Raw genomic sequence first — 17,255 nt, 5'->3', positions numbered from 1 at the left:
CAATCGTACTAGCTTATCTCGTTCGGCGGCGTCAGTGAGAGCATGAGATCACGGATGCTCACGGTGCTGGTCGTGTCGCTGCTCGTCGTCGCCGGCTGTCTCGGCGGGGGCGGACCGGCGACGGACGGAGAGAGCGCCGACGGGTCGTCTGCGGGAGACGGTAACTCGGCGGGCGACGGCGGCGTCGCCGACGGCGACGAGTTCGACGTGGGCGAGACGGAGCGACTCCTGCGCGAGGCGGGCAGCTTCACCGCGACGTGGTCGTACTCGACCACCGAGAGCGGCGAGACGGCCACGATCACCGACACGTACCGGGTCGACCTCCGCGAGAACCGCTCGCTGGAGACGTTCGCCATGACCGGGGCGGAGTCACAGACGGACTTCGAGACGTTCGTCGCCGACGGGTCGGCCTACACGCGGTACGCGACGGACGGCGAGGCGTTCTACCAGATCAGGCCCCAGGACGACACCGCGTTCCAGTCCGCCGTCGACCGCGGCGCGATCAGCTACGAGACCGTCGACGACGCCCGCTTCGTCGGGACCGAGACGTTCGACGGCGTCACCGTGGACCGCTACGAGTACTCGGACCTCGGCGCCTGGCGGCAGTTCGGGGCCGGCACCATCGGGTCGAGCGACAACGTGACGGTGACGGACTTCACCGTCGCGGTGCTGGTCGACGAGGACGGCCTGGCGCGCCAGACGGCGTGGACGCTGACCGGCGAGACCGACGAGGGCGAGACGGTCTCGGTCGAGTGGCGCTACGAGGTGACCGACGTGGGCGCGACGAGCGTCCCCGACCCGGACTGGCTGGAGGAGGCTCGCGCTCAGGGGTCCGGCACGGGCTCGTGAGCGGCGTCGGCCGACGGTAGCACCGTCAGCAGCGCGTGAACTCCCGGCGCTCGTCGCCGAGCGCTCGCCGGCCGGCGAGCGCCGTCGCGAGGTCGGTCGCCAGGTTCGCGAGGTAGGCCCGGACGCCGGGCTCACACGTCCCGAACTGCCTGGCCTGACGGTAGTCACAGCACAGCGCGACGGGCAACAGCGGGGCCGCGAACAGGCCGGAGAGGGCCACGCCCAACTGGAACGGGTGGCCGGCGGGAACGGCGATCCACGCGCCGATCACGACCGCCCAGAACACGAGGCCGTAGACCACCGTGTGTCGCCAGTTGTGTGTCGGGAGTCGACCGCCGCGCTCGCGCGAGCGGGTGTCCTCGGCGTCGGCCGACGCGTCTCCCGGCGGCGCTCCGGCGTCGAGTGAGCAGGGGCAGGACATATTCCATAGATGGCCGTCTCCCAGTATGACCGCTCGGTTGGCATGCGCCGAACGAACCGTATGGCTAAAGCGGCTGGCCTCCCTCTGGGAGCCTATGCGGGAGTTCATCTTCACCATCGACTACGAACGGGGCGTCGACCCCGTGATGGACGTGTTCATCGACCATCCGTCGGCGCACTCGCGGACCATCGCGTGCAACGTCACCGAGGACGGGATGTGGCGACTGGAGCGGGTCGCCGGCCCCGAGACGGCGCTCGAACGGCTCGACGAGGTGTACGACGACCCGGTCCAGTGCACGGAGTGCATCGGGACCCGCGACTGCAAGACCGACTGGACGTACGAGGTCATCGGCTCCGAGCCCGGCGTGCGGACGGTGTACAGTTACCGCTCGGAGGCCGGCGACTGCCACTCCATCCCGCGGCTGGCCATCGAGCACGTCGGTCCGGGCGTCCTCTGTGAGACCGAGCGCCGCCAGAGCCGCTGTGAGTGGCGGCTCCTGCTGTGCGACGACGCCGGCGTCGACGGCCTGTTCGAGGCGATGGAGGCCGAACTCCGGCCCGGGCTCACCGTCGAGTTCCGCCAGCTCGGCTCGCCGTCGTACTGGGTGGACGAGGCCGTGACGCTCGCGGAACTGCCGCCCGAGCAACAGGCCGCCGTCGAGGCCGCCGTCGAACACGGCTACTACCGGACGCCCCGCGACATCTCGCTCACCGACCTCGCCGAGCGCCTCGACGTGTCCCGGTCGACGCTCCAGTACCGCCTCCAGCGGGCCGAGGCGTGGATCGTCCGCTCCTTCGTCACCCGTTCGATGGGGCCGGTCCAGGCCGACGAGGACGTCGCCGAAGGGGGTCGCCTCCGCATTGGCCGCTCCGGCGTGTAGCGTCCGCGCTCCCGCTCTCTCGGCGTCGCTTCTCCCGCGCCTCGAAACCACTGGTCCAGTCGAACGACACTGCTCGACGGGACCGACGCGTCTCGACTCGCGACGGCGAAACCACGGGACTTCGGCCTACCGAACCGCCACGCCCAACTCGAATAAACTGACACGCAGTTCACGGTTCGGCATATGCCAACCGAGTAATGATGCCCGATGCACCCCATTATATCGGTACGAGCGCGAGCGACGGTCCCGGCGCTCGCACCCACACACAATGACGACACGCAGCATCTACTCACCCGACGAACGCGGCGACAGCGTGGACGAACAGGCCGAGCGCGAGGCGAGCACCAGCCACGCCTGCCCCGACTGCGGCGGCACGCTCGCGACCGACGAGAGCCGCGGCGAGACCGTCTGTGAGTCCTGCGGACTCGTCGTCGACGAGGGCGAGATCGACCACGGGCCGGAGTGGCGCGCCTTCGACAGCCAGGAGCGCGACGCCAAGCGGCGCGTCGGCGCGCCGACGACCGAACTGAAACACGACAAGGGCCTCTCGACCAACATCGGCTGGCAGGACAAGGACGCCTACGGCAACTCCCTGTCGACGCGCCAGCGCGAGAAGATGCAGCGCCTCCGGACGTGGGACGAGCGCTTCCGCACGCGCGACCACGCCGAGCGCAACCTCAAGCAGGCCCTCGGCGAGATCGACCGGATGGGCAGCGCCCTCGGCGTCCCCGAGAGCGCCCGCGAGACGGCCAGCGTCATCTACCGCCGCGCGCTGGACGAGGGCCTGCTGCCGGGCCGCTCCATCGAGGGGATGGCGACGGCGTCGCTGTACGCCGCCATCCGGCAGGCGAACCTCCCGCAGACGCTCGACGACATGGCCGTCGTCAGCCGCGTCGACGAGATGGAGTTCACCCGCGCCTACCGCTACATCAACCGAGAACTCGCGCTGCAGGTCGGGCCGCCGGACCCCGCGACCTACGTCAGCAAGTTCGTCTCCGAACTCGACGCCGACGACGAACTGGAGCGCAAGGCCCGCACCCTCATCGAGGCCGGCAAGGAGGCCAACGTCCACAGCGGCAAGAGCCCCGTCGGCCTCGCCGCCGCGGCCATCTACGCCGCCGGCCTGCTGCTCGGCGAGGAGATGACCCAGGAGACGGTCAGCGAGGCGACCGACATCAGCACCGTCACCATCCGCGAGCGCTACCGCGAACTGCTCGAAGCCGAGGCGGACCTCGACGACGGCGCGGTCGACGCCGCGGCCTGCTCCGAGTCCGGCGCGAGCGCCTGATCGGCGCTTCGAGCCGCGTCATCTCGTTCTCGTTGTTACTCCTGCGCCCGAACTCGTTCTACTCCCGCGCCCCCTCGAAGCCGTCGAGCCACCCGCTGACCGCGTTCTGGAGCGCGCCCGTCGTGCTCCCCACGTGGAGTATCTGGTAGCCGTTTTCGGCCTTCTCGTTCACGTCGTCCATCCCGAAGCCCAGTCCGCCGACGGTGACGCCCGCCGCCACCGCCGCCGAGCGGACCGTCTCGACGGCTTCCCGGACTTCGGGATGGTCGATCTCGCCCGGGTGACCGAGCGATACGGAGAGGTCGAACGGCCCCAGGAACACGAAGCCCAGTTCCGGCACGTCCAGTATCGCGTCGATGTTCTCGACGGCGGCCGCCGTCTCGATGGTCGTCCCGACGAGCGTCTCCCGGTCCGACGCCTCGACGTAGTTCTCGCCCAGGCCCCAGCGTCGCGCTCTCGGCGCGGCCAGTCCCCGGTCGCCGGCCGCGCCGTCGTACCGGAACCGCGCGGACTTGACCGCCTCGCGCACCTCCGCGGCGGACTCGACCCGCGGCAGAAAGAGGTTCCTGACCCCCAGGTCGAGCGCCTTGCGGACCAGCGTCGGCGACGAGTCCGGGAGCCTGACCAGCAGTTCGGTCCCCGTGCCGTCGGCCGCGCGCAGGAGGTTCTCGACGGTGGCGGCGTCCCACGGGTCCGGCCCGCCGTGCTCGAAGTCGAGCCACACGAAGTCGACGCCGAGGTCGCCGTAGAACTCCACCAGCGTCGGACTGTACGTGTTGTCGAGGACGCCCAGCGCGACGCCCCCGTCCTCGATCTGTGCGCGGAGCCCGTTCGTCGGGAGTGGTCGGGCCATACCGGCCCGTGGGCCGTGGTGGCAATAAGCGTGGTGCGGGGGCGTCGCGGTCCCCCGGTAGCGCCCGGTTCCGTCGCGCTACTGCCCCGGGAGCGGGCAGAGGCTCGCGGTCAGCACCGCCACATCGTCTGTGTGGTTGTGCGCCCCGTGGACCTGCCCGCGCTCGTTCAGGACCACTCCCGGCGCGGTGATCGCCTCTTCGTCGTCGTCTCGCCGGACCGTCACCTCGCCGCGGAGGACGTGGAACACGTTCGTCGCGTCGCCGTGTTCGTGCGGGTCGATCCGGGCGTCCGGCCCGAGCGCGAACGCCTTCACGAGCACGTCGTCGGTCACCGCCAGTTCGCCGTCGAGGACCTCGCCCGCCGCCGGATCGGCGTCGAACGCGGAGAGTCGGTCGAGCGTCATACCGGCACGTCGGCCGCCCGTCTCTTATACGATTGGTCGATAGCTCGCTGGTGTCTCGAACTGGACACGCGGGGAAATCGTCGCCTGAAACTGCCAGAAAGCCCCCGCCCGCTCGCGGTCGCTGAGCGACATCTCCGCGCTCGCGTCGCTCGCTTGGAGAGGGGTCGCTCAGGCGACTCCACCGGCGCGAGCGAGCGGCCCCTTTCAGTCCCACCCGCGTCGGTTGGCTGGATGGCGACACCATGCGGCGTCTTGGCGGTTCAGAAACGGTCCGACGCGAGCCGTCGGACCCGGCTCACTCGTCCGTTCGCCGGAACGCCAGGCTGTACATCTCCCCAGCACGCTCCGAGCCGATGTCGTCGACGAGGTCGTCGGCCATCGCTTCCAGCGGGTCGCCCAGAGCGGACGGAAGCGCCGCCGCGCGGTCGCGGACCTCGTTCGCGTGGGCTTTCAGATGCGCTTCGGTCCAGGGCACCGGGTCCAGGAGCGTCTCGCGGCGCTCGAACGCCCACCCGTGGCCGGCGAAGACGCCGGCGAGGAGATCGGCCGGGTAGAAGGTGAGCAGCGGCCGGCCGTCGACGAGCCGTGCAGCCGCGTTTTCGAGCGCGAACAGCCGCGAGACTGCGGCCTCCTCCGGCGGCGGCGCGTAGTCGTCGACGACGAGGTGCGCGTCCGGGCGGGCGACTCGCGACAGCTCCGCCGCGACGCGGTCGAGCGCCGGCGGGTCGAGGACGTTACAGAGACCGTGAGCGGTCACCACGTCGACGCTGTCGGTCGCGAGCGGCGTCGCCCGGAGGTCGGCCTCGACGACGACGAGCCGGTCCGGGTGCGTGCGTCCGAGGCGCTCGCGGACCGCCGCGGCGTGCTCGGGGTCGTTCGTCACGGCGTAGACGCGGCTCGCGCCGGCGTCCAGCAGGCCGGCCGTCGCGTTGCCGACGCCGGCCCCGGCTTCGAGGCAGACGCGGCCCCGGACGGGTCGGTCGGCCAGCGCCGTCCTGACGGTCCGCGGAACGTCGACGCCCACCTCAGTGGTGGAGCTGTTCGGGGACGGGGCTGTCCTCGTGGCGCAGCTCCTCGATCAGCGCGCGCTGGCGGGCCTCGTCCATCCCCTCGTAGCGGCTGGCCGCGTCGAGCACCATCGCGACGAGCTTCGGGTCGCCGGGATTGACGACGGTGTCGAGGCCGCGCGAGGCGGCGAAGTCGAAGCGCTCGCGGATCTCGTCGGGCGAATCGACCGGCTCGTACCAGTTCGCGTACGGGCGGTCCGCCTCCGGCAGCTCGTCGGTCGACGGCCACGGCCCCTTCGCGAAGGCCTTGATGCCGAGCGTGCCGATGCCCTCCGCCTCGCAGCGCTCCAGGACGGCCTCGTAGTCGTGTTCCGCGTCGTCCTTGCCGGCGACGACGGGGTTGTACGGGAACATCACCGTCTCCAGGTCGTCGATGCGGTCGATGGCGTCGAGGATGAGGTCGGGGTCGCCGTGGCTGGTGAGGCCGATGTGGTCGATCTTCCCCTCGGCTTTCGCCTCGCGGTAGACCTCCAGCGCGCCGCCGTCGCCGGTGATCGTGTCCAGTTCCTCCTCGTACTCCAGCCCGTGGAACTGGTGGAGGTCGATGCTGTCGACGCCGAGGCGATCGAGCGAGCGCTCCAGTTTGCGCTTTGCCCCCTCGTAATCGCGCTCCTGCGTCTTGCAGCCGAGGAAGATGTCGTCGCGATGCTGTCGGAGCTTCGGCCCCAGCTTCAGCTCCGCGTCGCCGTAGGTCGGGGCCACGTCGAAGTGGTTGACCCCGTGATCGAGCACCAGTTCGACCATCTGGTTCGCGCCCTCCTGTTCGAGCCAGTTGAGCGCGATCGCGCCGAAGGTCATCACCGCGCTCTCCTGCCCGGTGTCGCCGAGTGGTCGAGTCTCCATACCGGGTCATGGGACCCGACCCCAATAACGCTTGGTCGCTCGTCGCCGCGAGAGCGTTCACGCTGCCTGAACAGCCGGGTTTCGTGCCGATAACTGACCGATTGGCTGACACAATACTGGTGCATGTGAACACCCGACGTGGCTTTATGAGACGGCGGGCCCAAGGTGCGGTCGTGACATGTTCGGTAGAGACCAATTGTTCTCGGCGATGACGGCGTCGTACGTCGTCGCGGTCACCCTCGCGCTGGTCACCGCAGCGATCTTCGCGCCGGTCGTGTGGAGCGCCGTCCCCGCCGGCGGCGACGACACGCCGAGCGTCGCCGTCGTCACCCTCCGGGGCGGGACGACCGACGCCACCGTCAACGCCGTTGCGCAGGACCTCCGCGAGGTACGGGCCAACGAGTCCGTCGAAGCGGTCGTCCTCAGAATCGACAGCCCCGGCGGCCCGGTCACCTCCAGCGAGGAGTTCTACCTCGCGGTGAACCGGACCGCGAGCGAGATGCCAGTCGTCGCCTACGTGGAGGGGACGGCGGCCTCCGGCGGGTACTACGGCATCGTTCCCGCCGACGAGATCGTCGTCAAGCCGAGTTCGAACGTCGGGAGCATCGGCGTCATCGTCCAGGCCCCGCTCAGCGCCATCGAGCAGGCCGAACAGCAGGGCCAGACGTTCGTCCGCTCCGGGCCGGACAAGGCGCTGGTGACGAAAGACGGCATCCGCGAGGACATCGAGCTCCTCCAGCGGTCGTTCGTCGGCACGGTCATGCGCCACCGCGGGGCCAATCTGACCCTCTCGCGGGAGGAGGTCGCCAACGGCAACACCTACCTCGGGCCGCGGGCGGTCGAGAACGGGTTCGCCGACACGATGGGTGACAGCGGGCTGGCGATCGAGCGGGCCGCCGCGCGCGCCGACGGCATCCAGGGCGAGCGGTACGACGTCTACTACAAGGGCGCTGGAAGTGCGAACTTCAACGTCATCGTCGTTCCGAGCGGGGCCGAGACAGTTCGGGGCGCGGACAACGTCACCTACGTCGTCCGCCCCGAGTCGGAGGGGACGACCTTCCGCGAGCCGGTCAAATATTACGCCGTGTGGGGCGTTCCCGCTGACGCCGGCAACGGGACGGTGGTCCGCGATGACTGAGGGCCGGATCGTCAAGCCGCTCAGCGTGTTCATCGTGGTCCTCGTCGTCATCCTCGGCGGGACCGTCGTGCTCGCCCTCGCCGCCCCGGGCGCATCGGGTCCGCCCGACGGCCAGCAGGTCGACGGCCAGTCCCCGTCGCAGTTCCGGCCCGACGCGCTCAACAGCGCGGTCGACCCCGAGGACGGGAGCATCGCCGTCGACACGGCCGACAGCGGCAAGCGCATCCTCGTCGAGACGAGCCACAGCAATCAGTACGAGCGGGCCGACCTGGAGCCGGTCGTCGAGGCGATGTTCGAGGCCGGCCACACCGTCGAGTTCGGGACCGGCGGGGCGTTCGCCGCGAACCTCTCGCAGTACGACGGCGTCCTCGTGATCCAGCCGCTCGCGCGCTACACCCCCGACGAACGCGAGGCTCTGCGGGAGTACACCGACGAGGGCGGCCGCGTGGTGGTCCTCGCCGAGCCCACCCAGACGAGCCTCTCGACCGGCTTTCTCACCTCCTCGACCACCACCGTGGCGTTCGGAGCGAACAACGCCACCGCGCAGTACGGCGTCCGCATGGGGGCCGAACAGCTCTACAACGTCGACGACGAGGCCAACGACAACAACTTCAAGAGCATCTACGCGACCCCCGATGGCGACGGACCGCTGACCGACGGCGTCGAGCGCGTCACGTTCGACAGCGCGGGCTACGCCGTCGTGGCCAGGGACGCCGAGACGGAGACGGCGATCTCCGCCGTCGAGGGAACTCGGACGCTCGAAACCCGCAGGACCGGCACGTATCCGGTCGTCGTTCGCAACGACAACGTCGTGTTCGTCGCCGACGCCTCGTTCGTCGCGCCCTCCGAGGTGTACGACGCCGACAACGAGGTGTTCGTCTCGAACCTCCTCGCCTTCCTCGCGGGCGGCGAGGCCACCGGCGGCGGCGCGACGCCGGGCGGGAACGCCGAGACCGGTGCGGAGACGCCGGCCACCGACTCGGACGGGACCGAACCGACGCCGCTCACGCCGACCCCGGAACCGACGGCGACGCCGGTGCCGACGCCTGGGGCTGACACCTGACGGCGTCGGCTCGCCGCCCCGCCCTCACCGCTCGGCGAGGCTGACCGTCGCCTCGCTGTAGAGGCCGCGTTCGGCGGCGTCGGGCACGCTCAGCCCCGCGCCGATAGCGTACTCGCCGGCCGGCGCGCGCTCCCACTCGTCCTCGCTGACGCGGAACAGCCCGTCCCAGCGCCGCCGGAACCGCTTTCGCTCGCCGCGGTCGAACCGGATGGCGCTCGCCTCGTTCGGCACGCTGTCGACGTGGGACGCCTCCGGGAGGCCGTCGACGTACCACGTCCACGGCCGCAGCGAGTCCGTCGGAATCGTGACCGGCACCGGGAGCGCGTTCTTCATCGTCACGACGAAGTGAATCTCGGCCCGCGTGGACGCCTCGTTCGGGACCTCGATAGCGACCGAGACGGCGCGGTAGCGGAGCCACCGCGGGAGCAGGCGGTCGCTCCACGCGGCGGCGTCGAGCGACCGAGCGGCTTCCGGCGAGTCGCCGCCGTGGCCGCCTTCGCTCGGCGGTCGCGCATCCGGGTCGTCCCCCGAACCGTAGCTGCGACGCATTGTCGGGACTGCGAGTCGGGGCGGGAAAAGCGTTGGCCGCGGGACCGGTACCGTTCGATGGCAGTGCGTGTCAGTCGGTCTGGCGCGCCTGTACCAGCGTCGCGACGCCCGAGGCGACGAGGAGGAGCGAGCCGCCGACGGCGGCCAGATTGACGGGGCGGTTCTGGATGTCGGGACCGAGCAGGGCCTGGAAGGCACCGGTACTCGCCAGCAGCGCGAGTCCGAGGAGACCGAGGAGGGCCGTTCCGAGCCCCCATTTGAAGCGGGAATCCATGCGCGACGAACTCGGTGACCCGGACGTGTAAAATCGACTATCGCCGTGGTGCGGATTCGATAGTGAGCGGGGCGGACGGACCCACATCGAACAGCTATCTCTCTGCTTTGGCGAGAACTTTCGAGTAGAGCTCGTCAGAAAGCCAGAATCCGGCCTCGCGCAGAGCGTCGAGCTCTCGCTCTAGTTCCACGTCACCGGCGTTTGCCCCTCGGAGCAGGATACCAACGACTCCGGTTACGGTCAGGTCGTGTCTGCGAGCCACCTTTCGACCGTCTTTTTCGTCCAGGAGAAGGAGGTCGGCGTCATGATCGATGGCGTGACAGATCGCGGCCGTTTCACCGCGGTCTAGCTCGTGGAATATTTCGGTAAAGAGGCTCGACTGCTCTACCTCGACGACCGTGATGAACCCATCGTCGCGCAGTTCGCGAAGCGCATCCAGACCCGCCTCTCCCGCAGCGAGTTCGTCCCAGACTTGCCTCGGAATCGAAATCCCGGAAAACTGCGCTTCGAGGAGCCCGAGTTGGTCGATGAGTGCGAGATTTAGAAGCGGTGACGTGTCCGAAACGACGAGCTCGTCATTCGGCATAGTCGAGGTCTTCGGCGAGTTCGACTTCGGTGTAGTGGCGCGGGATTTCTCGCTCTCCGAGGAGCGCCTGGAACTCGCGCGTCGACAGCTCTGCTAACGCACGTGCCTTCCCGAACGAGAGGACATCGCGTGCGTACAGCGACACGGCTAACTCCTCTTTCATCGTCTGTGACCGCTCTCCGTCGGGTACCTGCAACGCCTCGTACACCTCCTCGTCGATTTCGATCGTCGCCATGCGTGACTGTTGGATAACCCGATTATTGAGTGTTTGGCCCTGCCGCTCGACCGCACCGAGAGGCAGTGTGTCCCGCGCTTGAATGGCTTCTGTCGCAGTGGATGGGCTTCGAGGGGAACTCGCCTGCACTGTCTGGAGCCGGCGAAAATTCTATCAGGCTCGTTCCGGCGCGTCGGGGTAGTCCTCGCCGTAGAGCAGGCAGGCGATTCGGTGGCCGTCGCCGACCGCGTACAGCGGCGGGTCGGTCCGCTCGCAGGGCGACTCGAACGCGTCGTCGATGGCCGCTCGGGCGGCGTCGAAGTCCCCGTCGTGGAGGCGGTCGATCGACTCCGAGAGGGCCGATTCGGCCTCGTCGTCGCTGACCGGCGACGGCAGGTCGAACTCCTCGCGCACGCGCTCGCCGAGGGCGGACCGCGACAGGTGTGCCGGCCCGGCGGCCCCGCCGTCCGACTCCGCGACGGCGGTCACGGACTCCAGTGCGTCGGCGTCGCGGAGCCGCTGTTTCAGGTCCAGCAGCGAGCGCCACTCCGACTGCGACAGCGACGACCCTTCGGGCTGGATGACCTTCGGACAGCGGGTGTGGAACCGACAGCCGTCGGGCGGGTCGAGCGGCGACGGCACCTCGCCAGAGAGGAAGATGCGGTCGCCCTCCCAGCCCGGGTCCGGCTCCGGGATGGCCGACAGCAGCGCCTCGGCGTAGGGGTGGTGTGGCGGCCCGAACACGTCCCCGGTCGCGCCCATCTCGGCGAACTCCCCGAGGTACAGGACGCCCACGCGGTCGGCGATGTGCTCGACGACGCTCAGGTCGTGGGCGATGACGATATAGGAGAGGCCGAACTCGTCCTGGAGGTCTTCGAGGAGATTGAGAATCTGCGCCTGGACGCTCACGTCGAGCGCCGAGACGGGTTCGTCGCAGACGATGACCTCCGGGTCGACGGCGAGCGCGCGGGCGATGCCGATGCGCTGGCGCTGCCCGCCGGAGAACTCGTGGGGGTAGCGGTGGGCGTGGCGCTGGCTGAGTCCGACCGTCTCCAGCAGGTCGTCGATGCGGCGGGTGCGGGCCTCGCCGGCGGCGATCCCGTGGATGTCCAGGGGCTCGCCCACGATGTCGCCGACCGTGAGCCGCGGATTGAGGCTGGAGAAGGGGTCCTGGAAGATGTACTGGATGTCCTTTCGAAGCGATCGCAGGCGGTCGTCGGAGGCCGCGGTCAGGTCCTCGCCCCGGTAGCGGACGGTCCCGGCCGTCGGTTCGATGAGCCGCAACAGCGCCTGGGCGAGCGTGGTCTTGCCACAGCCGGACTCGCCGACGATGCCCAGCGTCTCGCCGGGGTACAGTTCGAGGTCGACGCCGTCGACGGCCTTCACCTCCTGACTCCGGCCGAGCAGGGTGTCGACGACGCCTCCACCGGACTCGTAGTACTTCGTGAGCCCCTCGACTTCGAGGATCGGCTCGCGCGTGTCACTCATCCGCTTTCCCCTCCGAATCGGCGTCCGGGTCCGCCCCGCGGTCGACTCCACCACCGTCGGGCTCCGGCGGCTCGGACTCCGCAGTCGCCGCACCGGCGTCGCGGCCCCGCACTTCGACCTCGTAGTCGAGTTCGCCGTCCAGATCGCCGGTGTAGGCCAGACAGGCGGCCGAGCGCTCGTCGGGGCCGGCGCGCTCGCCCGTCGCCGGGTCGACGAGTTGGGGGCGCGTGCGCGTACACGCCTCCTCGGCGAACGGACACCGGGGGTGGAAGCTACACCCCGACGGGACCTCGACGAGGTCCGGCATCGTCCCCGGAATCGTCTGGAGGCGGTCCTGCCGGTCGCCGATGCGGGGGATGGCGCTCATCAGCCCGACGGTGTAGGGGTGTTTCGGGTCGTAGTACAGTTCCTCGACGGAGGCCCGCTCGACGGCGCGGCCGGCGTACATCACCAGCACCCGGTCGCAGACCTCCGCGATGACGCCGAGGTCGTGGGTGATGAGCTGTATCGCCGTGTCGTACTCGGCGGCGAGGCGGTCGAGGCGATCCAGAATCTTCGCCTCGATGGTCACGTCGAGCGCCGTCGTCGGCTCGTCGGCGATGAGCAGGTCCGGGTCGCAGGACAGCGCCATCGCGATGACGGCGCGCTGTTGCATCCCGCCGGAGAACTCGTGGGGGTAGTCGTCGTAGCGCGCCTCCGGTTCGGGGATGCCCACGTCGTCGAGGAGTCGGACGGTCCGCTCGCGGGCCGCCGCGTCGCCGTAGTCGAGGTGGTGACGGATCGTCTCGGCGATCTGCTCGCCGACGGTGTAGACGGGGTTCAACGCGGTCTGGGCGTCCTGAAAGATCATCGCGATCTCGTTGCCGCGCACGTCCCGGACCGCCGACTCGGACATCGACAGCAGGTCCTCGCCCTTGAATCGGATCTCGCCGCTCTCGATGCGGCCCGAGCGCTCGACGAGGCGCAGCAGCGAGAGCGCGGTGACGCTCTTGCCCGCGCCGCTCTCGCCGACGACGCCGAACTTCTCGCCGCGGTCGATGCGAAAGGAGAGGTCCTCGACGGCGGTGACGACGCCCTCCTCCGTGTAGTAGTTCACCGTGAGGTCGTCGACTTCGAGCAGGGCCATCAGACCTCGCCCCCGCGGGCCACGTCCTCGCCTTCCTGGGCGTCGAGCGCGTCGTTGATGCCGTCGCCGATGAGGTTCATCGACATGACGAACAGGAAGATCGCGCCGCCCGGGAAGACGGTGACCCACCAGGGAATCGTCCCGCCGGGGCCCTGGACGATGGTCTCGCGCGTCTGGTCGAGCATCGTCCCCCACTCGGCGGACCCCGGCGGGAGGCCGAGGCCGAGAAAGCCCAGCGCGGCGACGCCGATGACGACCGTCCCGATGGAGAGCGAGGCCTGCACGATGAGCGGCGCGACGGCGTTGGGGACGACGTGCCGGAAGATGACGCGGCGGTCCCGCGCGCCGAGCGCCTTCGCCGCCGTCACGTACTCGTTCTCTTTGACTTTCAGGATCTCCCCGCGTATCAGCCGGGCGTAGCCGGCCCAGCCGATGGCGGTGAACGCGAGCACCAGCTCCCAGTAGCCCTTGCCCAGGACGGCGACGATGATGAGCGCGAGCAGGAGGCCCGGGAACGCGAAGATGAGGTCGAGCACGCGCATCATCACCTCGTCGACCCAGCCGCCGTAGTAGCCCGCGACGGCGCCGTACACCAGCCCGATGGCGGCGGTGACGAAGACGACGATGAAGCCGATCGAGAGGCTGAAGCGCCCGCCGTACAGCACGCGGGAGAACACGTCCCGCGCCGAGCCGTCGGTGCCGAACGGGTGGGCCAGCGACGGGGCCTCGTAGGCGCTCACGTCGAGCCCCTGGACGTAGAGGATGGCGTCCGGCCGGTAGGGAGCGAGCGCGAACGGCTGGACGGTGACGCCGGCGACGGTGATCGGCCGGGCGAACACCGCCAGCAGCGCCATCGCCGCGACGACGTACAGGCCGAGCATGGCGCTGCGGTTCTGGCGGAACTCCCGCCAGCCGCGCTCCCAGCGCCCCTCGGTCTCTCCCGCTCGATTCTCGGTCCAGTCCGACAGCGGCTCGCGGCGCTCGACGGCGTCGGCGTCGAACCCCGTGATCCGGATGCGGCCTCGTTCAGAGCTCATAGATCAGTCGTTCCTCATGGATCAGTCGTACCTGATTCGCGGGTCCAGTACCGCGTAGACGATGTCCGCAAGCAGATTCGCGAGGATGATGGTCACGCCGGTAAAGAGCGTGATGGCCATGATGAGGTCCACCTCCCGGCCGATGATCGCCTGGACGAACGCACGGCCGAGGCCGGGCCAGGCGAACACCTGCTCGACGACGACGGCCCCCGCGAAGATGCCCGCAGTCAGGAACGCGGCGATGGTCGTCACAGAGATGAGCGAGTTCCGGAGGACGTGTTTCAGCACGACCGTCCGCTCGGGGAGCCCCTTCGCCCGCGCCGCGGTGACGTACTCCTTGTTCAGTTCCTCGGCCATCGACGAGCGCATCACGCGCATCAGCGTCGCCGAGGAGGCCGTCCCGATGGTGACGCCGGGGAGGATCAGATACCACAGCATCGCCGGCGACAGTAGCGGCTTGTCCGGGGCCAGCACGGGCCAGAGGTCGAGCCAGAGCGCGAACACGAGGATGAGCATGAGGCCGAGCCAGAAGTTCGGCAGCGAGATGCCCGAGAGGGCGAACACCCGCGAGAGGTCGTCGCCCAGCGTGTCCTTGTTCACCGCCGCGTAGATGCCGGTCGGGATGGCGATGAGCAGGGCGATGGCCCACCCGAACAGGCCGAGCGCGACGGTCTCGGGTAGGCGTGCCATGATGTAGGGGCCGACGGGCTGGTCGACGGCGATGACGGTCCCGAAGTCGCCCCGCAGGAGGTTGCTCATCCACGTGAGGTACTGCTGCCAGACGGGGCCGTCGAGGCCGTATCTGGCGCGGATCGCCGCCTCCTCGGCCGCCGATATCTGGGGATTCAGGGCGACGAGCTGGTCGATCGGGTCGCCCGGTGTCAGGTGGACCAGCGCGAACGTGAACACCGAGACGCCGAACAGGATCGGAATCGTCGAGGCCACCCGGATCGCGACGAAGCGTCTGAGGCTCATCGGATCACCTGCGGTCGAGATAGGCGACCTGTTCGTCTGTCGGTGCGTGGAGTCCGTACGGAAGGATCTCGGAGGCGAACGTGTACGTGTTGTGGCCCACGTACTCCGTCGACAGCGACGAGACGTTCGTCCCGAAGACGGTGTAGCTGTTCGGGGCCTGCTCGATCAGTCCCCGCCAGATCTCGTCGTACCGCTGGCCGCGGAACGCGGGGTCCTCGACCGCCTCGACGGAGTACCGAGCCTCGGTGGCGATCTCGTCCAGCTCGGGCGTGTCGACCCGCTGGAAGTTGCAGCACTGGCCGAAGTTGTCGATGGAGTTGACGGCGTCGTAGAAGCTCCCGGGATTGAACGTCCCCGAGAGCCCGATGAGGACGATCTTGCCCTGCTGGTAGTACTCGGGACCGAGGATGCGCTGGACGAGCGTGGTGAACTCGAACGTCTCGACGCCGATCTCGAAGAACTCCGTGTTGCTCAGCACCTGCGCGACGAGTTCGGCCTCGCGGACGCGGTCGCTGGAGGTGTTCGTCTCGATGGTCGCCTCGATCGGCGTCTCGACTCCCAGGTCGTCGACGGCCTCCCGAAGCAGGCTCGTCGCGGCCTCCGTGTCTTGTTCGGTCTGCGGGCGCAGCTCCTCCACCAGCGCGTCGTAGTCCGCGCTGCCCTCGTCGGCGGCCATCTCCGGGAGCGGGACGTACGCGGGGTTCCGATAGCCGTTGTAGATGTTCTCGGCGATCGCCGCTCGCGGAAGCAGTTGGTTGACCCCGCGGCGGACGCGCTCGTCGTCCCACGGCGAGACGGTCACCGGGTACTGCAGGAAGTTGTACGCGCCGGCGTCGGTCACGCTGAGGCGGAAGTCCTCGGCGCTGCGGTACTCGCCGTACGTGTCGCTCGCCAGCCCGTACGTGAGGTCGATCTCGCCGTTGTTGAGCGCCGCCGCCCGGGTCGCGTTGTCCGTGACGATGGAGACGACGACCTCGTCGACGACCGGACTCGTCGGGAATCCGTCGGCCCCGTCCCACCACTCCAGCGCGTCGAGGCCGAGGTCGTCGAGCCAGTAGTCGTCGAAGGAACTGAACTGAGCGCGCTCGCCCGTCTCGTAGGACTCGAACGTGAAGGGGCCGGTCCCGATGGGCGTGCGGTCGTTGCGCGGGTCCGCGCCCGTGTCGGGGTACTCCTCGATGTGCTCCATCGGGTACACCGTCGTGGGCAGTTGGTTGTCGGCCTCGGCGTCGGGCACCTGGCCGTAGATGTCGACCGTGTAGTCGTCGACGGCTTCGGCGTAGAGGAACGAGTCGAAGGTCTGGGCCGAGATGGAGGAGTTCTCGACCACCTCGTAGGAGCGAGCGACGTGTTCGGCGGTCATCTCCTCGCCGTTGTGGAAGGTGACGCCCTCGTGGAGTTCGGCCCGGTAGCGCATCCCGTACGTGCCGTCGGCGACGGCGTCTGGGGCCTCCTCGACGGTGAGTACTTGGCCACCGTCCGGGTCGCGAATGATGATCTGCTCGTCGGCGACGAGGGTGCCGTTCTCGTCCGTCTCCGCGGACTTCATGTAGGGCTCGTAGGCGCTCCGGTCGATGTCCTGGACCTCCATGCGCTCCCACGTCCTCGCCAGCCACGGGTAGACGGTCCCCGCGGCGTCCTGCGTGATGATGCTCTCGTAGACGAGGCCGTGGGCGTTGCCGGCCGGCGCGCTGGTGCTGTAGGAGGGGTCGAACGAGTCGATGCCGGCACCGAGACCGAACCTGACCGTCCCGCCGGTCTGGATCTCGTCGACGTCGACTTCGACGCGCTCGCGTACCGGGTCGAGGTCCCCAGTCCCGCTGTCCGCGCCGCCCCCGTCGCTTCCTGTGTTACATCCCGCGAGTGCGGCCAGGCCGGCCGCGCCCGCGCTCTGGAGGACGCGCCGTCGAGAGACTGTGCTCGGTTCGGTGGGGGCAGCGTTACGGGACATTCACGTATTCCTCGAAACTCTTGTCTTATGTTGTCTTGCCACACACTTATAACACATCACGCCGGCACTTTCGACGGTCGAAAGTGCCAGACGGCGGACGGTTACGTGGGCGATCTGCTATCTGGACTCGGCCCTTCGGGCCCATTATTTCTTCCGTTCCGACGACCGGCTCGCAGACCAAACTGCAGGGCGGTCATCGAGTCGGGGTCGTCGCGCCGCCGTGCCCGAAACCTCAGATTTCGTATCGC

The 17,255-nt window shown here is 69.1% G+C and carries 19 protein-coding genes; 5 read left to right on the top strand and 14 right to left on the bottom strand.

The annotated features are described in order from the left end of the window. The first annotated feature begins 42 nt into the window (after positions 1-42). Positions 43-849, top strand: a complete 807-nt coding sequence (locus GM656_RS15910; protein ID WP_162414665.1) for a DUF7537 family lipoprotein — start codon at positions 43-45, stop codon at positions 847-849. 25 nt (positions 850-874) lie between these two features. On the opposite strand, the gene GM656_RS15905 is transcribed toward GM656_RS15910, so the two are convergent. Next, complete coding sequence (locus tag GM656_RS15905; protein WP_162414664.1) at positions 875-1,270, bottom strand: hypothetical protein; 396 nt, start codon at positions 1,268-1,270, stop codon at positions 875-877. Between the two features lie 94 nt (positions 1,271-1,364). Between GM656_RS15905 and GM656_RS15900 the strand changes: the two genes are divergently transcribed. Together GM656_RS15900 and GM656_RS15895 are read left to right on the top strand one after the other, a co-directional pair. Further along, complete coding sequence (locus GM656_RS15900) at positions 1,365-2,150, top strand: helix-turn-helix domain-containing protein (RefSeq protein WP_162414663.1); 786 nt, start codon at positions 1,365-1,367, stop codon at positions 2,148-2,150. A gap of 268 nt (positions 2,151-2,418) precedes the next feature. Beyond that, positions 2,419-3,438: a transcription initiation factor IIB gene (locus GM656_RS15895; protein WP_162414662.1), complete on the top strand. Its 1,020-nt coding sequence runs from the start codon at positions 2,419-2,421 to the stop codon at positions 3,436-3,438. Between the two features lie 58 nt (positions 3,439-3,496). On the opposite strand, the gene GM656_RS15890 is transcribed toward GM656_RS15895, so the two are convergent. The 4 genes from GM656_RS15890 to GM656_RS15875 all read right to left on the bottom strand — a co-directional run bounded on the left by GM656_RS15890 (position 3,497) and on the right by GM656_RS15875 (position 6,606). Continuing rightward, complete coding sequence (locus GM656_RS15890) at positions 3,497-4,291, bottom strand: HpcH/HpaI aldolase family protein (protein ID WP_162414661.1); 795 nt, start codon at positions 4,289-4,291, stop codon at positions 3,497-3,499. A 78-nt stretch (positions 4,292-4,369) separates the two neighbouring features. Next, on the bottom strand, positions 4,370-4,696 hold the full coding sequence (locus GM656_RS15885) for a cupin domain-containing protein (RefSeq protein ID WP_162414660.1): 327 nt from the start codon (positions 4,694-4,696) through the stop codon (positions 4,370-4,372). 295 nt (positions 4,697-4,991) lie between these two features. Continuing rightward, complete coding sequence (locus tag GM656_RS15880) at positions 4,992-5,720, bottom strand: class I SAM-dependent methyltransferase (protein WP_162414659.1); 729 nt, start codon at positions 5,718-5,720, stop codon at positions 4,992-4,994. A gap of 1 nt (position 5,721) precedes the next feature. Next, positions 5,722-6,606, bottom strand: a complete 885-nt coding sequence (locus GM656_RS15875; protein WP_162414658.1) for an aldo/keto reductase — start codon at positions 6,604-6,606, stop codon at positions 5,722-5,724. Between the two features lie 178 nt (positions 6,607-6,784). Between GM656_RS15875 and GM656_RS15870 the strand changes: the two genes are divergently transcribed. Next, positions 6,785-7,744, top strand: a complete 960-nt coding sequence (locus tag GM656_RS15870; RefSeq protein WP_174242997.1) for a S49 family peptidase — start codon at positions 6,785-6,787, stop codon at positions 7,742-7,744. Continuing rightward, on the top strand, positions 7,737-8,807 hold the full coding sequence (locus GM656_RS15865; RefSeq protein WP_162414657.1) for a DUF4350 domain-containing protein: 1,071 nt from the start codon (positions 7,737-7,739) through the stop codon (positions 8,805-8,807). Before GM656_RS15870 ends, GM656_RS15865 begins: the two co-directional genes overlap by 8 nt. 24 nt (positions 8,808-8,831) lie before the next feature. Here the strand turns inward: GM656_RS15865 and GM656_RS15860 are convergent, their stop codons facing one another. From GM656_RS15860 to GM656_RS15820, 9 genes are all read right to left on the bottom strand, one after another. Beyond that, positions 8,832-9,356, bottom strand: a complete 525-nt coding sequence (locus GM656_RS15860; RefSeq protein WP_162414656.1) for a hypothetical protein — start codon at positions 9,354-9,356, stop codon at positions 8,832-8,834. 70 nt (positions 9,357-9,426) lie between these two features. Further along, entirely contained in the window at positions 9,427-9,630 is a 204-nt protein-coding gene (locus tag GM656_RS15855; RefSeq protein ID WP_162414655.1) for a hypothetical protein, read from the bottom strand. Positions 9,631-9,724: 94 nt separating this feature from the next. After that, positions 9,725-10,216, bottom strand: coding sequence for a DUF3368 domain-containing protein (locus GM656_RS15850; protein ID WP_162414654.1), 492 nt, complete (start codon positions 10,214-10,216; stop codon positions 9,725-9,727). Continuing rightward, on the bottom strand, positions 10,206-10,451 hold the full coding sequence (locus tag GM656_RS15845) for a UPF0175 family protein (RefSeq protein ID WP_162414653.1): 246 nt from the start codon (positions 10,449-10,451) through the stop codon (positions 10,206-10,208). The genes GM656_RS15850 and GM656_RS15845 overlap by 11 nt, the downstream gene beginning before the upstream one ends. Positions 10,452-10,604: 153 nt before the next feature. Next, positions 10,605-11,918, bottom strand: coding sequence for an ABC transporter ATP-binding protein (locus tag GM656_RS15840; protein ID WP_162414652.1), 1,314 nt, complete (start codon positions 11,916-11,918; stop codon positions 10,605-10,607). Next, on the bottom strand, positions 11,911-13,044 hold the full coding sequence (locus tag GM656_RS15835) for an ABC transporter ATP-binding protein (RefSeq protein ID WP_162414651.1): 1,134 nt from the start codon (positions 13,042-13,044) through the stop codon (positions 11,911-11,913). Before GM656_RS15835 ends, GM656_RS15840 begins: the two co-directional genes overlap by 8 nt. Beyond that, on the bottom strand, positions 13,044-14,081 hold the full coding sequence (locus GM656_RS15830) for an ABC transporter permease (protein WP_162414650.1): 1,038 nt from the start codon (positions 14,079-14,081) through the stop codon (positions 13,044-13,046). Before GM656_RS15830 ends, GM656_RS15835 begins: the two co-directional genes overlap by 1 nt. Positions 14,082-14,102: 21 nt before the next feature. Beyond that, positions 14,103-15,056 carry an ABC transporter permease gene (locus GM656_RS15825; protein ID WP_162414649.1) on the bottom strand — a complete coding sequence of 318 codons (954 nt, stop codon included), beginning with the start codon at positions 15,054-15,056 and terminating at the stop codon, positions 14,103-14,105. A gap of 4 nt (positions 15,057-15,060) precedes the next feature. Further along, positions 15,061-17,007, bottom strand: coding sequence for an ABC transporter substrate-binding protein (locus tag GM656_RS15820; RefSeq protein WP_162414648.1), 1,947 nt, complete (start codon positions 17,005-17,007; stop codon positions 15,061-15,063). Between the last annotated feature and the right edge of the window lie 248 nt (positions 17,008-17,255).

Source organism: Haloarcula salina, assembly GCF_010119195.1.
In the GTDB taxonomy this organism is placed as follows: domain Archaea; phylum Halobacteriota; class Halobacteria; order Halobacteriales; family Haloarculaceae; genus Haloarcula; species Haloarcula salina.
The sequence above is the reverse complement of the archived record's forward strand: the minus strand, read 5'-3'. Positions and strand labels throughout refer to the sequence as shown.